Source organism: Hymenobacter piscis (assembly GCF_018760735.1).
GTDB classification, from domain to species: domain Bacteria; phylum Bacteroidota; class Bacteroidia; order Cytophagales; family Hymenobacteraceae; genus Hymenobacter; species Hymenobacter piscis.
In genome coordinates, this window is record NZ_JAHHZN010000019.1 from 70,322 (window position 1) to 84,609 (window position 14,288).

Sequence of the window (14,288 nt, forward strand, 5' to 3'; positions counted from 1 at the left end):
TGACCTCTATGAAACCCACCCGCACCACCATACTGCTCGGCCTGCTGCTGCTCAGCGTCCTGACTCCGGGCTGCCAGGACTTTCTGGACAAGGAGCCTTTGGGCACCACCACCCAGGACAACCTGTTTAAGGACCCCACCAACGCCGTGCAGGCCGTCAACGCCGTGTACGACGTGGCCGCCTGGGACCAGGGCCCCAAGTGGGGCGACCCCAGCGGCCAGTACGTGGCCCAGACCTACGAGTGGATGTTTGGCGACCTGATGACCGACGACGCCGAAAAAGGCGGCAGCTCGCCCAGCGACTTTTTGTCGCTGATTGAGCTCAAAACCTGGAATATCCCGCCCAGTAATCCGCCCGTGACCACCCTGTGGGTGCACAGCTTCACGGGCATTGCCCGGGCCAATACGGTGATTAACAACATCGATGCGGGCACCATTGATGCGGGCCTGAAGGCGCGTCTGAAAGGCGAAGCGCTGTTTCTGCGGGCCTATTTCTACTTCAACCTGGTGAAGGGCTTTGGCGGCGTGCCGCTGTTTGAGAAAACCCCATCGCCGACGGAAGCGCCCAACGTGACCCGCGCCAGTATTGCCCAGACCTACGCCTTCATCGAAAAGGACCTGAAGGCGGCGGCCGAGCTGCTGCCCGAGAAAAGTGCTTACGCTGCCCCCGACCTGGGCCGGGCTACCAAGGGTGCCGCCATCGGCTACCTGGCCCGCGTGATTCTGTACCAGCTGGGCACCGTAAACGGCAACAACCACACCTGGCAGGAGGTGTACGACCTGACCAGCACGGTCATCAATTCCGGCCAGTACAGTCTGCTGGCCAATTACGCGGCCATTCACCAGGATATTGGCGAGAACAGCAGCGAGTCGCTGTTTGAGATTCAGTTTGCCACCTCCAACGACGGCTACGGCCCCATTTCGGTGGGCACGACCAGCAACATCTTCCAGAACAACCGCAAGACGTTCGGCTACGGGTTCAACAACCCCACGCAGAGCCTGGTAGACGAGTTTGAGCCCAACGACCCGCGCCGCGAAGTCACCATCATTCAGAACAACGACATCGTGCTGGGCATCCTCAACCCCATCGACCTGACCCAGAATGCCACGGGCTACTTTAACCGCAAGGCGGCCATTCTGGCCCCCAACGCCCCGGAATCAGGCCCGCAGAACATCCGCAAGCTGCGCTACGCCGACATTCTGCTCATGAAAGCCGAAGCCGCCGCCCAAACCAACCGCAGCGCCGAAGCCGTGACCCTGGTCAACCAGGTGCGGCAGCGGGCCCGCGTCTCTACCCGCCCGCCCGGTACCACCCTGGGCTCTTTGGCTTACGCTCCGGCCAACACCCCGGCGGGCACGCTGCCGGATCTGGCGGCCGGCCTCTCGGGCCCGGCCCTGCTGGATGCCATCTGGCATGAGCGCCGGGTAGAGTTCGGCGAGGAGTCGCTCCGGCTGTGGGATTTGATTCGTACCGGCCGCTACATGGCCATTCTGCCTCCTGAAGTCCGGGCCCGGGCCCTGTCGCACGTAACTACCGAACCGTCCGTCAACCCCACGCCTCTGCTGCCTATCTCCCTCAACGACGCGCAAAGCTGGAAGCTGGCGCAGAATCCGGGGTACTAAAGCTTAGAACACTGTCTGAAACCAGCCGGCGCACTGCTTCCCCCGAGCAGCGCGCCGGCTGGTTTTTTGCTTCCTGCTGGCCATTTGGCAGTAGTGCTATTTCCCCCTGGCCCTTGATACTGGCAGACTGCCTCATTCGGTTCACAGGGTATACTTTAAAGCAAGGCTCATTAGTATAAAAAAGTACATATTTTATTACTTGAATACTTTTTTATACTAAATATTGGTTTATATTCAACATCCAGCGCCCAGATTTTTTACCTCCAGCCTTGACTTAGCATTCCTGATTCACCCATAGTGGTCCTAGCTGTATAGTCCCAGCGTGAGGTGGGTCGGGTCCTGGGTGAAGTTAACAGGGTTTTTCTGCCACTCGGCACACACAAATTCATGAGGCGTGAGGCCGCGTAAAGTCTTGAGCCGTTTGGCGTGGTTGTAGGCCAGCAAGAAAGCTTGCAGGTGCTCGTGGAGCTCTTGCGTCGTCTGATAGTGGAAGCGCTGAACGGTGGCCTCTTTCAGCGTGCGATTCATCCGTTCGACCTGGCCGTTGGTCCAGGGGTGAGCGGGCTTGGTCAGGCGATGCTCGACACCATACTCACGGCAAACACGATCGAAACTGTGCCCGCCGGGCAGCATTTGATGCGGCTGCGTCGTGAACTGTACGCCGTTATCGGTCAAGACCTTGTGTACTTTGTACGGCAGCTTGTCGAGCACGCGCCGCAGGAATTCGGCCGCAACCACCCGCTTCGCACGCGGATGGAGTTCGGCGAAGGCGACCTTGCTGGTGCGGTCAATGGCCACAAACAGGTACTGCTTGCCTTCCTGCGTGTGCACTTCGGCAAAATCGACGTGCAGGTAGCCCGGGGTGGGATAGTCCTTGAATTTCTTCTTCGGCGGGCTTTGCCCCTCTTCATTCAAGGGCAGGCGGCTGATGCCGTGCCGCTGCAGACAGCGGTGCAACGCCGAGCGCGAGAGGTGGGGAATAGTGGCCTGCAAGGCATACAGACAATCATCGAGCGGCAACAACGTGTGCTTTCTAAACCCTACTACAATCGCCTCCTGCGCGAGCGTGAGTACGGTGGAGGCGGGCGTCGGCCCCATCGTGGCATCTGCCGTCGTCGTGCGCTTGCGCCACTTGGCCACCGTTTTGGGGTTGATGCCGTGGCGAGCGGCTAGCGTTTGTAGGCTTTCCTGACTACGTTGGATAGCGGCCCGTATTGCCGCCGTTGTGCGGGCGCTGCCGTGGAGTACTTGTCCCATAAGTTCGTGCGAAATTCCAACCCGGAAAATGCACCATCTCTCTCCGGGACTATACAGCTAGATGACGAAGCAGAGCACCATCAAGTACTTCTTGTCGGCTTGTTGCCGCACCTGAAAGACCTGGGCCCGCTCGACGTAGCGGGCGTAGTAGCGCACCACTTCTTCCGATAAATCCAGGGCCTGCACCACGGGGTACACCTGGGTGAAGAGGGGCTGTAGCACGGCGTAGTCCTGCACGTTGGCGCGGATGGCCGTTGGGCGCATCAATTCCAGGCTGCGCTTGAGGGTGGTAAGCCGGTAGGGCCGGTGGGGATGGGCGGGCTGCTCCGCGTCGGTGGTAAACAAGGCGTCTAGCTTCTGGCACACGGCAGGCGTGAGCAACGCAGCCAACTGCGTCGTCAGCTGCTGCTCGACCGTGCGGAAGGCTTCCGTGACGATACCAGCCAGGGCCGCGTAGGTCGGCAGCTCCCAACGGCGGGCCCGGAGGGTGTCGACCGCCGTGCGGAACACGGCCACGGGGTTCATCTGCAGGCGGGCAAAATGGGTCACCTGAGCACGCACCGCGGCTTCGACCTGCTCGAAGGGAGCCACGCCGAACTGTTGCAGAATCAGCCGGCGGTGGTGAAAGCGGGTAGCCTTGTCGTAGCGCGCCCACTCAACCGGCCGCAAGCGGTAGCGCTGCTGCACGTACGCGCCGTCGGCGGCCCGAAACCGCTCGGTGGAGAAGAAGCGGCCGGTAGCCTGAAAATAGCTGACCTGCAGCACAAAACCGCCCCGGCTGTGGGGCGTCACCAGGCTGCCGAGCACCTAGGTAGCCCAGTAGGGCAAGCTGCAATAGAGCTTGCGCTGGGCCGCGGTCCACTTGGGCGGGTAGTCGAACGCCCGCTGCTGGGCCGCGTCGAGAAGCGGGAAGTAGCGCACGGACTTACGGGGCCAGCTGGCGCCGGTAGCGCTTGACGCTCGACTCGCTGACGCCCGTGGCGGCCACGGTCTGGTGCACCGACATGCCGGCCGCCAAGCAGGCCTGCACCTTGGCCAGCTTGGTGGCGTCCACTCCCGGGCGGCGGCCCAGGTGCTTGCCCTGCGCTTTGGCCAGGGCGATGCCCGCCGTGGCCCGCTCGCGGATACTCTCGCGGTCGTACTCGGCCAGGGCGGCGAAGATGCCCAGCACCAGCCGGCCGGCGGGAGTGGCCGTATTGATGCCCAGGTCCAGGGCGACGAAGCGCACCTGGCGCTCGTGCAGCTCGGCTACCAGCTGCATGATGTGGGCACTGTTGCGGCCCAACCGGTTCAGGCGCGCCACGGTCACCGTATCACCGGCACGCAAGGTGGCCAGTAGCTCGGTGAGCATCGGCCGCTGCGTGGTGGCGCCGCTAACTTTTTCCTGAAATAGACGGTCGACGCCGGCGGCCGTGAGCTGGTCGAGTTGGGTGTCGAGGTGTTGGTCTTTGGCCGAGACGCGGGCATAGCCGAAATGCATGGTAAACGGGTCAACAAGGTAGGGCCACGAAGGCAAGGAGGTGAACCCACTTTCTGGCCCCACTTCCGCTTACCCAACTGCTACTGGTTGGTGGGGGCCGGGAAGGTGTACCTTTCTGAACGGTACTGCTTTTCCTGCTCAGTTACGTGATGCGGCCTGCTCAGGCAACAAAGCCTTTGATGGCATAGTAGCCCGCGTGGGTGGTTGATACCACCGCAATAGGGGCAGAAGCACGACCACCGGCAACGGCGACACGATGCCATCAATGCCCCGACGCGCCAGCTGGTAGGCCCACTCCTGCTGGCCCAGCTTGCCTACCGCAATCAGCAGCGCACATCCGGCAAAGCCCATTCCATACGCGCCCAGGGCCAGGGCCAGGTGCCGCCCACGGCCCAGCAGCAACTTGAGCAGCCCCAGGCACAGGCTGCAGTAGAGCAGGCCGTAGGTGAGCATGGCCGGCAGGCTGCGGCGCGTGAGTTCGGGGCTGGTGCCCTGGTGCAGCAGGGTCAGCAGCCGGTCGGGCAGTACGGCCTGCCACAGCCGCGTGAGAACAGAAAATACGGGCTCGGCATTCAGCCCCAGCCCGAACAGCACCCCAATGAGCGCGGCCCCGGTGGCGTAACGAAGCAGCCGGTTCATCGGGCGGCAGCCGCTGTAGTGGACGAAAACTCCACCGCCGCAGCGCGGGGCAGCTGACGCACCCACCACGCCCAGAGCAGTAGAATGGCCCCGTACACCACGAAGGTGAAGGTGTAGTGGTGGTTGAACTCCACGCTCTGCCGGTAGTAGTGATGGTTGAGGGCCAGCGCCGCCACGCGCAGCACGTTCAGCAGATAAATCACCCCGATGCCGGCCGGAATAAAGGCCAGTTTGCGCCGCCAGCCGCCCCCAGGCAGGGCCAGCACGAAGCCGGCAAACAGGGCGTAGAGCACCAGCCCATTGCAGGGGTCTCCCACCCACACGCCGGGCAAGCCGTCCATGCGCAGCAGCCGGGGCTGGGCCGCGTCGGGCCAGGTGGCAAAGCCCAGCAGGCGCAGCAGGCCGCTGCCGGCGGCGGCCAGGTTGCGGGAGAGGGCCTCGTCGAGGTGGCCGGCCGGGGCCAGGGTGCGCTCGTAGCCGAAAAACCAGAGCAGGTACAGCCCCCCGGCCACCAGCAGAAACCGGCCCAACGGGCGCCGATCCGGGGCGGTGGCAGAAATAGTAGAAGTCGCAAGCATAGGAAAGCAGGAAGAAAAAAGAAAAAACACCGGTAGCAGTCTGCCAAACGCAACTGCCGCCCCGGCTCCCGGCAGGCGGGAGTGGCGGGACGGCAGCGTGGAAGCGCAATGCGGTAGGCGGCGGCGTTAGCGGCGGCGGCGCTGGCGCAGGTGCTTGAGGCCGTAGGCCACGGCGCCGGCGGCCAGCAGCGAGGCCCCACCGTCAATGGGCACGGCCGTGGGGTCGGGCGGGGTGGGGCCGCCGGGCACCGGGCCGCCCGAGCCGGGGCCCTGAGCGCGGGCCGTACCGGCGGCCAGCACTAATAGGAAAGTCAGAGAGAAGAGAGAGAATTTCATAGAAAGACAAGAGTCAGTAGGTAGAGAAAAAACCAGCCGGCCGGGCAGCCCCCTCAACCGGCGGCCCCGCCCCGGAGGGAGGGAGCCGCCGGCGGGTGGGCCGGCTCAGGCGACCCCAGACCGGGCGCTTACTGGCGCACGAGGCGCTTGGTGAGCGTGAGGCCCTGCTGGGTGGTCAGGCGCAGCGTGTACACGCCCACGGGCAGAGTGCGCAGGTCGAGCGTCTGCTCGCCGGCACTCAGGCGCGTGGTCTGCACAGTCTGGCCGACGCTGTTGAGCACCTGCACTTGCAGGCCACCCCAGGCGGCGGGGCGCACGAGCTGCACTTGGCCGTCCGTCGGGTTGGGGTACACACTCAGCTGCTGGGCCAGCTGGCTGCTGGTGCTCAGGGCGCGGCCGGCTACTTCCAGCTGCAGGCGGCCGGCGGTGGTCCCGGCCGGCAGCGTGAGGCTGTAGCGGGTGCCGGCTTGCAGCGGCGTGCGCGTGCCGGCGGTCAAATCCACCAGCACCACGTCGGTGCCGGCGGGCAGGTTCAGTAGGTCCGTGGCCGTGAGCGAGTAAGTGCCGGCCCGCGGGGCCTGCACGGTCAGCGGCACGGGCTGGCCCAGCGGGAAGGCCGGGCGGCCGTCGATGGCCAGCGCCTCGCCCGAGGCAGCCAGCGTGGCCAGGCTCAGGCCCGAGGGGTTCCAGAGCTTGGCGGCATCAAACTCCTGGTCGAAGCCGGTGGTGGCCCCGGCCTGGGCGTAGACAGTCAGCGCGTCCGTGAGGCCCTGGCCGGCTAGCGTGAGCTGCAGCTGGGGGCGGCTGTCGGCCGCGCCCCGGCGCACGGGCGCCTGCTGGGCGTAGGTGGTCACGCGGTTGGCGTTGGTGAGCGAGAGGCTGCCGTTGGTCTGGCCCTCACTCACGCGCACGAAGAAGGCCTGGCTGCTGCCCAGCAGCGGGTTGCCGATACCGTTGACGTAGCTGCGGTAGCTGCCGCCGTACTGGCTGGTGCTCTCATACGTGTAGAACGCGGCATCCATTCTCGTGCGCTGGCCGGCCGGGATGGTGCTCAAATCCAGCGGCGCGGGGTACGGGTTGCCAATCAGGTTCCAGCCCGCGTCGGCGGCCGTGGCCCCGTTGGCGCGGCTGAGCGGGATGGTGCCGCTGCTATTGCCCACCTGCCCGGTGAAGCTCAGGGTGCTGGCCCCGGGCAGCTGCACGGTGAAGCCCTGGAACGCCAGCTGGGCCGGGTCGGTCAGGGCCGCGGGCGACTGCCAGCCCTTATCGAAGGCCGACAGCGAGGTGGCCGGCGAGGTGGCCAGGCGGGCCTGGTTGTAGGTGAACACCGTGGGGAAGGGCGTAACCGAACCCGGCGTGGCCGACGCGTTGTAGGCGCTGTTGACCACCGGCGTGGTGCCGCCCGAGCCGAAGCTGGCCACCGTGGCCCCAATGACCGGGGCGGCCAGGTGGCGGTACCCCAGGCCGGGATTCAGGCTGCCATCGATGTAGCGCTGCACGGTCACGCTGCCCTGCACGGCGCCCGCGCCCAGGTTGGCAATCAGGGCCGTGCCGCTGGCGTCGGAGAGCAGGGTCAGGGCCCGGCCGTTGGTGGCCAGGCTGCCGGCGTTGAGCGTGAGCACCTGACGGATGCTGAGCGCCTGCGACAGCGTCAGCGTAGCGGGGTTAACCGAGGTCAGGTTCAGCACCTGGGCGGGCAGGCCGGTGCCGGTCGCCTGCGCCGCCGTGCCGTTATAAACGTAGCTGGCCTCGGGCGAGAACGAGCGGGTGCCCGTCAGCTGCACCGCGCCGGTGCTGCCCGTGACCGTGATGCCGGCCGCATCGCAGATGCTGAGCGTGGCGCCAGCCGCCAGCGTGAAGCTGCCGGGGCCGGTCAGGGCCTGGCAGGCGGTGTTCAGGCTGCCCTGCACCAGGAAGGCGCCGTTCACCGTCACGGGCCCGTCGAGACGGGCGACGCCCGTGCCCGTCACGGTCACGTTGGTGTAGGTGCCGGCAAGAATGGCCACCGGGGCGCCAATGGTGCCGGTGCTGATGGTCAGGCTCTGGGCCGCCGGGGCCGGCTGGCCCACCGTGGCCGAGCCGCTGGTCTGGCAGCCGTTGGCGTCGGTCACCACCACCGAGTAGGTGCCGGCCGTCAGGCCGGTGATGCTGGCCGTCTGGGCGCCGTTGCTCCACTGGTAGGTGTAGCCGGGCGTACCGCCGGCCGGGGTGGCCATGGCCGTGCCGTCAGCGGCCCCGTTGCTGGTAGCGTCGGTTTTGCTCACGCTCACGCTCAGGGCCGTGGCCGGCTGGCTGATGGTGGCCGACTGCGTACGGGTGCAGCCGTTGGCGTCGGTGATGGTCACCGAGTAGGTGCCGGCCGCCAGGCCCGTGCGGTCCTCGGTGCTGATGCCGCCGCCCCAGTTGAAGGTGTAGGGGGCAGTGCCGCCAGCGGGCGTCAGGTTGATGGCGCCGGTGCTGCCGCCGAAGCAGCTTACGTTGGTCACGGCCACGGAACTGGTCAGGGCCGAGGGCTCGGTGATGGTGGCCGAGGCCGTGGCCGTGCGGCTGGCCGCGTCGGTCACCATCACGTTATAGGTGCCGGCCGTCAGGCCGGTGATGGTGGCCGTGGTAGCGCTGTTGCTCCAGAGGTAGGTGTAAGGGGCGGTGCCGCCGGTGGCCGTCACGGTGGCCGCGCCGGTAGTGCCACCGAAGCACAGCACGTTGGTCTGGGCGCTGATGCTGACCGTGAGCGGTGCCGTGGTGGTAAAGGTCTGGCTGGTGCCGTAGCTGGTGCCGGCCGAGTTGGTAGCGTAGGCCCGCGTGGTGTACTGCGTGCCGGCCGTCAGACCTGTGATGGCCAGCGCGAAGCTGCCCGTGCCGCTGCCGATGACAACTTTGGTGTCGCTGGTTGTGGGCGTGCCGGTGCCGGCCACGTACACCACGCCGCGCTCCGTTACGGTTGCGCCGCCATCGGCCGTCACGTTGCCGCCGAGCGTGGCGCCGGTGGTGGTAATGGCGGTTGGGGCCGTGGTGGTCACGGTGGCCGTGGTGGCAGCATTGGCCGCAATGTTCACCGTCCAACCCCGGTAGTCCTCTGCAGCCGTGGGGGCGCTTTGGCTGCCGAAGCCGGTTCCAAATGCCTGTCCGCCCGCGTAGGGATTACCGCCATATAGGTCCAGCAGAAGCACCGTAAGGTCAGCCTGTCCGTTATCCGTACGGGCCGCCTCCAGTTCCCACCGATACTGTGTTCCGGTACTCAGCTGCACATTGGCGCTGCTCAGGTCGAAGGTGGTGGTGAGGCCGGCGGCAATCTGGTCGGTGGGGGCGGAGGTAGCCAGCGTAGTGGTGCCCGCTGCGTCCTTAAGTCTGGCCCGGACGAAGTAAATGCCGTTACCACGGAAGTCGTCGGCCTGGCTGGGCCAGGTAAACACCATCGTCGTGAGCCGCCCGCTGCAGGGGGCCGTGAACGACTGCTGGTGGGTGATGTACAAGGATGAGCGGGTGCGCGTGCCGCCCGTGGTATAAGCAGGGGCGCAGGGAGCCGTCTGGGCCTGGGCCAGAACCGGAAGCACGGCCGTTGCCAGCAGGGCTATCCAGCGCCCCAGCATGCCCGGCCTGGAGCCGGGGCGCGCTGTCCTACCGGAGCGGAGGGACGGGGTTGCGTGGTAAAAGTTTAACATACGTAAAAAGGGAAGTAGGTGACTTCTTGAATTATTCCGTACGCCGCTTGCTTAGCGGCCGTGGAGCAGGAAAGACTTGATGGCCTCGTCGTCGGCCGTTACGATACCGTGGTGATGATTGCGCTGGAAGTAGCGGCGCAGGTCGGTGTAGGCGTAGTGGCCCACTACCTCCGGGGAAGGGTAGCCGTCCTGCGTATTCTCCCGGAGCATGGGCAGGGTGGCGGTGGCCAGCACGAAGTCCAGCTGGTGCGTGGCAAAGATGTCTTTGCCGTCCGGCGGGTCACTCAGCAGCGGCTGAATGGCCAGGGTGCCGTCGGGCCGCAGGCAGGACCGTTCCTGGCCCATGCGGAACCGCTCGTAGAACCCGGCCTTGCGCAGACTGGGTTTCCAGACTGCCGTTAGCTGGTCGCGCAGTGCCGGTTCCAGCGCGGGGCTGAGTAGCACCGTCACGGCTCCCCATGCTTTGTTGAAATACTCTTTATCGGAGGTAAACAGCCCTTCGGCCCGGGCCAGCGCCTTGATTTCGCGGTGCAACTCCTTGGCCGAGGCCGTGGTGGCCTGCTGGAGCCCGTACACCACGGCCTTGCCCAACCGGGCGGACGTCGCGGCCGGGTTGGCCGGGTTGTAGTCGTAGTCGGTGGAAAGCACCATCGTGTAGCAGCCGCTTTGCAGCAGCGTGCCATCCGGGCGCAGGGGCTTCACAGAGCCTTGCTGGAGCGTTATCTCGTGCCTGAAGGGCAGCTGGTACGAGGGCATGGGCGCATCCTGGCTCTGCATCACGACTTGCTGCACCCTGGCCGCTATCCGCACCGGAATTTTGCTAAGGGCCGAGTAGCGGCCGTAGCGGATGGGGACCCGCACGGGTATCCGGAAATTCAGGTTCAGGTGCTGCTCGCGCCATGCCTGGCGCACCGGCTCCCAGGGCCGGTCGGTGGCCTCATCCTGCCACAGCAGAGAGCCCTGAATCAATACCCCGCCGCGCAGGGGTCGGTCGAACTTTGCCATACCGTGTTACGCAACTTTCATGATGTAACACAACGCCACGTAGGGGGGCAGTAAGGCGAGGGGCTTGTTCTCCCCTACCAACTCCTCTTTCACGCCCAGCCCTTGCATGTGCTTGTGTACCTCTTTCGTGGCTTTCACCAGCTGTCCCAACTGCTTCCGGTCATCGTTCTGGCGATTTTCCAGCGTGGTCACCAGGGCAGGCAGAAAATCCCCGAGAGCCTTGGGTTCGGCATTGTTGCCGGGCTGCGCCCCCCGGTCATAAACGGTCATGCCATCGGATTGCCCTTTGGCCGACGCCGTGTAGGTAGTCGGGGCCATCAGCTTATACTGGTCCCACTCCGCGCGTTTTGTCGTCGTTGATTCGGGCACTTTCTCGGACACCTCTGGCAAGGGCGAAGCAGGTGACGGGGCGCTGGAGGTGAGTTGCACGCTGTGGTGGTGGCGCGGCAGGTGCTCTATTTCCAGCCGATAGGCCGGGGCTCCCCCACTTTGGCCTAGGGCCTCTGGTCGGCAGCCCTGCACGAACCGGTCTATCAGGTTGGGCGTACGGTACGTTGTCCCCAGATACGAATACGCGCTGCCGTCGCACAATGCCCAGCCGGTGGGTAGGGGCGCATCCTTCGTGGGGGGGTGCCAGAGGATGACGCTGCCGACCGGCAGCACATCCACGTAGACCTGCATGTGTGTGATGGGGTTGTCCATACGAAATCAGGAATAAGTAAAAAATGGAAATCCGGGCGTGTAACCGGGTTACAAAGCAGCCCCTGAGTTCAGTCGTTTGCAAAAAAATGAGGTCGAAGCCGGGTATTTTGAGGTCGAAGCCCTTTGGCCGGCTTTTCAGGAGTAACTTTTGAGGCTGAAGCCTGCTTTTTTGAGGTTGAAGACCGCGACGACCGGAAAGGGCGAGCCGTACTTTTGCTCCCGTGTCGACTCCCCTCACTTCTTCTGGCCGGCGATGGTGGATATGCCGCAGCACGGGACTGCTCAGCCTGCTGCTGACAGTGGCGTGTCAGCCGGCTACCCGGCCCGCCGCCCCCCCTGCGCTGGCCCCGCGCTTTTTTGCCCTGCTGCGCGCCGGTGACTCGGTGTACGCCCAGAAGCAGGGCTACCAGAGCTTTGCCCAGGCCCAGCGCTACTACGACAGCGCCCAGACGCTGGCGCGCCGCTCCCAGGACACGCTGCTGCTGGCCGAAGCCGCCTTTGCCCAGGGCCGCATCTACGACGCCTGGAACCGGCAGCCCCACAAAACCGTGGCGTATTTCGAGCAGGCGGCTACCCTGTTTGCCCGCCTGCCCGCTCAGTGGCGCCGCTACTACTACGCCCGCTTTCTGGTGGCCCATGCCTACGACAAAGTGCCCGACAGCCTGCACGCCGTGCGCACCCTACGCCAGCTGCGTGCCGAGCTGCTCCGCGAGCCAACGACCCGCCTGCGCCAGGTGCCCAGTACCGTCGAGATGGCCCTCACGGCGACCGAGGTGCGCAACTACCCGCTGGCCGACAGCCTGCTGCGCCAGCTCACGCGCCGCTCCTGGGTGCGCAACGACCCTCAAACCTACGACTACCTCGACCATTACTACCTAGTGCAGGCCCGCCTGGCGGTCCTGCACCGCCGCCAGTCCGCTTCCCCGTTCCTGGACTCGCTACGCCGCGTCTACCGCGTGGGGCGCAACCCCTTTGATCGGGAATACTACGGCCAGAACTTGGCCACGCTCTACGCGCGGGCGGGCCGCTACCCCGAGGCCTACGCGTACCTGGCCCGCACCAAGCGGCTCAGTGACAGCCTGACCAACGGGCCCGGGGCGGCCCAGATGCGGCAGGCGCTGCTGCGGGCCGAAAGCCGGGCCGGGCAGGAGCGCCAGGCAGCAGACCTCATTCGTAGCCGTACGCTGCTGGGCCTGAGCCTGGCACTGGCCATCATCTCGCTGCTGAGCTTTTACCTCGCGCGCCAGCGCCGGCTGGCCAGCGAGCGGGCCGTGGCTTTGGCGCAGGCCAACCAGGATCTGGACGAGAAAGTGGCCCAGGTGGAGTTGCTCAACAAGGAAATCCAGCACCGGGTGAAAAACAACCTGCACATGGTCTTCAGCCTGCTGCAGATGCAGGAGCGCCGCACGGAGAATGCAGAAGTGCTGGAGCAGCTGCAGGCCGCCCGCCTGCGGGTGGAAAGCATTGCCGCCCTGCACAACCAGCTGCTGGCCGGCCGGCCCGACGGCCCGCTGGACCTGAGTGCGTTTCTGAAAGAGCTGATTTCGGCCGTGGTCAACTGCCTGGCCAACGAGCAGCACGTGGTCACGCACCTGCTCACCGAAGACGTGCAGCTGCCCCCTAACGGCTACGTGGCCCTCTCGCTGATTCTCAACGAGTGGGTGACCAACTCCATCAAGTACGCCCGGCCCGTGGGGGAGCGGCTCGAACTTACGGTGCGCGTGCGCAATCAGCCCGGCCTGGTCCGCATTGACTACGCCGATAACGGCCTGCCACCCACGACGACGGCCGCCGCCCCGGAGCCGGGGCTGGGCAGCCAGATTATCGGCCTGCTGAGCCGCCAGCTGGGGGCCACGCTCCGTACCTTGCCGGCGCATCCCTATCACTACGAACTGCTCATTCCGCATGGAGCCGAAAATTAACCTGCTGGTGGTGGAAGACGAGGCGCTGATTGCCGAAAACCTGCGCCTGAGCCTGGAGGACCTGGGCTACCACGTACCCACCATCTGCTACTCGTTTGTCGAAGCCGAGCGGGCCCTGACTGCCCCCACGCTGGCGGCCGACCTGGTGCTGCTCGACATCAACCTGGGCAGCGCCGACCCGGCCCGCAGCGGCCTGGCCCTGGGCCAGCTGCTGCAGGAGCGGCAGGGTCCGCCCTTTGTGTTTCTGACGGCTTACTCCGACCTGGACACCATCCGGCAGGCCACCCGCCTGCGGCCCAGCGGCTACCTCATCAAACCCGTCAACAATGCCACCCTGTTTGCCGCCATTCAGACCGCTCTGGAAAACCACCAGCGCCACCGCCCGGCCCAGCCGCCCGGCCCAGCCGCCGAGGTGACCGACGAAGTAGTGGCTGACGGGCCACCCGATTTCTTTTTTGTCAAGCTCGGCGACCGGACCCACCGGCTGCTGTGGGCTGACGTGTCGGCCCTGGAGGCGGGCAAGAACTACGTGACCCTGCGCACGGCCGCCTATAAGGCCGGCTACCCCATCCGGGGCTCGCTCACCTACGTGCTGGAGCAACTGGTGCCTGCTGCCCTGCGCCCGCAGTTTCTGCGCGTCGGCCGGGGCCTGTGCCTGAACGTGCGCTTCCTGACCGGCTTTGACCAGGAGTATCTCTACTGCGGCGACCACCGCTACGAGAACACGCCCACCGGCCAGGGCCTGGTGCAGGCGGCGCTGCGCCAGCAGCAACCCTGAAGTAGGGCCTGGCCGGTCACCAGAGAAGTTTTATATCCTGCACTAGTACTTCCCCCACATAATTTTTAAACAGGCTTCTTGTCGGGGTCGGGCTTGTTGACGGGGTTGACTTTCTCGTACCAGTGTTGCAGTTTGTCTTCGGCCTTGGCAACGGTAAAGCTCCAGTTGACCTTAACCGCCCGCCGGTTGCGCTCCGTGGCCCAGGCCTGCACTTGCCGGGCCAGCTCGTCGAGGGAGGCGATGCGCCGGTCCAGGCACTGGCGGGCCAGGGCCGAAAACTCCAGCTCGGCCATGTTGAGCCACGAGC

General features: G+C 65.5%; 12 protein-coding genes and 1 pseudogene. 3 read left to right on the forward strand and 10 right to left on the reverse strand.

All coding sequences use genetic code 11. The features are described 5' to 3' along the window. Nucleotides 1-8: 8 nt before the first annotated feature. Nucleotides 9-1,622, forward strand: coding sequence for a RagB/SusD family nutrient uptake outer membrane protein (locus tag KLP40_RS16945; protein ID WP_215595011.1), 1,614 nt, complete (start codon nt 9-11; stop codon nt 1,620-1,622). Nucleotides 1,623-1,925: 303 nt separating this feature from the next. Here the strand turns inward: KLP40_RS16945 and KLP40_RS16950 are convergent, their stop codons facing one another. From KLP40_RS16950 to KLP40_RS16990, 9 genes are all read right to left on the reverse strand, one after another. Further along, nucleotides 1,926-2,879 (reverse strand): IS481 family transposase, encoded by a 954-nt coding sequence (locus tag KLP40_RS16950; protein WP_215595012.1) that lies wholly within the window; start codon nt 2,877-2,879, stop codon nt 1,926-1,928. A 57-nt stretch (nt 2,880-2,936) separates the two neighbouring features. Continuing rightward, on the reverse strand, nt 2,937-3,686 hold the full coding sequence (locus KLP40_RS16955) for a DUF4158 domain-containing protein (RefSeq protein ID WP_215595013.1): 750 nt from the start codon (nt 3,684-3,686) through the stop codon (nt 2,937-2,939). A gap of 118 nt (nt 3,687-3,804) precedes the next feature. Continuing rightward, nucleotides 3,805-4,359, reverse strand: a complete 555-nt coding sequence (locus tag KLP40_RS16960; RefSeq protein ID WP_215595014.1) for a recombinase family protein — start codon at nt 4,357-4,359, stop codon at nt 3,805-3,807. Nucleotides 4,360-4,497: 138 nt separating this feature from the next. Then, complete coding sequence (locus KLP40_RS16965) at nt 4,498-4,998, reverse strand: XrtX-associated membrane protein (RefSeq protein ID WP_215595015.1); 501 nt, start codon at nt 4,996-4,998, stop codon at nt 4,498-4,500. Further along, nucleotides 4,995-5,576, reverse strand: coding sequence for an exosortase X (gene xrtX, locus KLP40_RS16970; protein WP_394370039.1), 582 nt, complete (start codon nt 5,574-5,576; stop codon nt 4,995-4,997). Before xrtX ends, KLP40_RS16965 begins: the two co-directional genes overlap by 4 nt. Nucleotides 5,577-5,702: 126 nt before the next feature. Next, a complete protein-coding gene (locus KLP40_RS16975) occupies nt 5,703-5,912 on the reverse strand; it encodes a PID-CTERM protein-sorting domain-containing protein (protein WP_215595016.1) in 210 nt (69 codons plus the stop codon). 128 nt (nt 5,913-6,040) lie between these two features. Next, the gene (locus tag KLP40_RS16980) at nt 6,041-9,466 is read right to left on the reverse strand and encodes a T9SS type A sorting domain-containing protein (RefSeq protein ID WP_215595017.1); all 3,426 of its coding nucleotides are present in this window, start codon (nt 9,464-9,466) and stop codon (nt 6,041-6,043) included. 159 nt (nt 9,467-9,625) lie between these two features. Beyond that, complete coding sequence (locus KLP40_RS16985) at nt 9,626-10,579, reverse strand: hypothetical protein (RefSeq protein ID WP_215595018.1); 954 nt, start codon at nt 10,577-10,579, stop codon at nt 9,626-9,628. Nucleotides 10,580-10,585: 6 nt separating this feature from the next. Continuing rightward, nucleotides 10,586-11,281 (reverse strand): hypothetical protein, encoded by a 696-nt coding sequence (locus KLP40_RS16990; protein WP_215595019.1) that lies wholly within the window; start codon nt 11,279-11,281, stop codon nt 10,586-10,588. A 221-nt stretch (nt 11,282-11,502) separates the two neighbouring features. Between KLP40_RS16990 and KLP40_RS21570 the strand changes: the two genes are divergently transcribed. Together KLP40_RS21570 and KLP40_RS17000 are read left to right on the forward strand one after the other, a co-directional pair. Continuing rightward, complete coding sequence (locus KLP40_RS21570) at nt 11,503-13,203, forward strand: sensor histidine kinase (protein ID WP_215595020.1); 1,701 nt, start codon at nt 11,503-11,505, stop codon at nt 13,201-13,203. After that, complete coding sequence (locus tag KLP40_RS17000) at nt 13,187-13,981, forward strand: response regulator (RefSeq protein WP_215595021.1); 795 nt, start codon at nt 13,187-13,189, stop codon at nt 13,979-13,981. Before KLP40_RS21570 ends, KLP40_RS17000 begins: the two co-directional genes overlap by 17 nt. Nucleotides 13,982-14,046: 65 nt before the next feature. Here KLP40_RS17000 and KLP40_RS17005 read toward each other — a convergent pair. Next, a pseudogene (locus KLP40_RS17005) lies at nt 14,047-14,288 on the reverse strand (hypothetical protein); the annotation flags it as partial.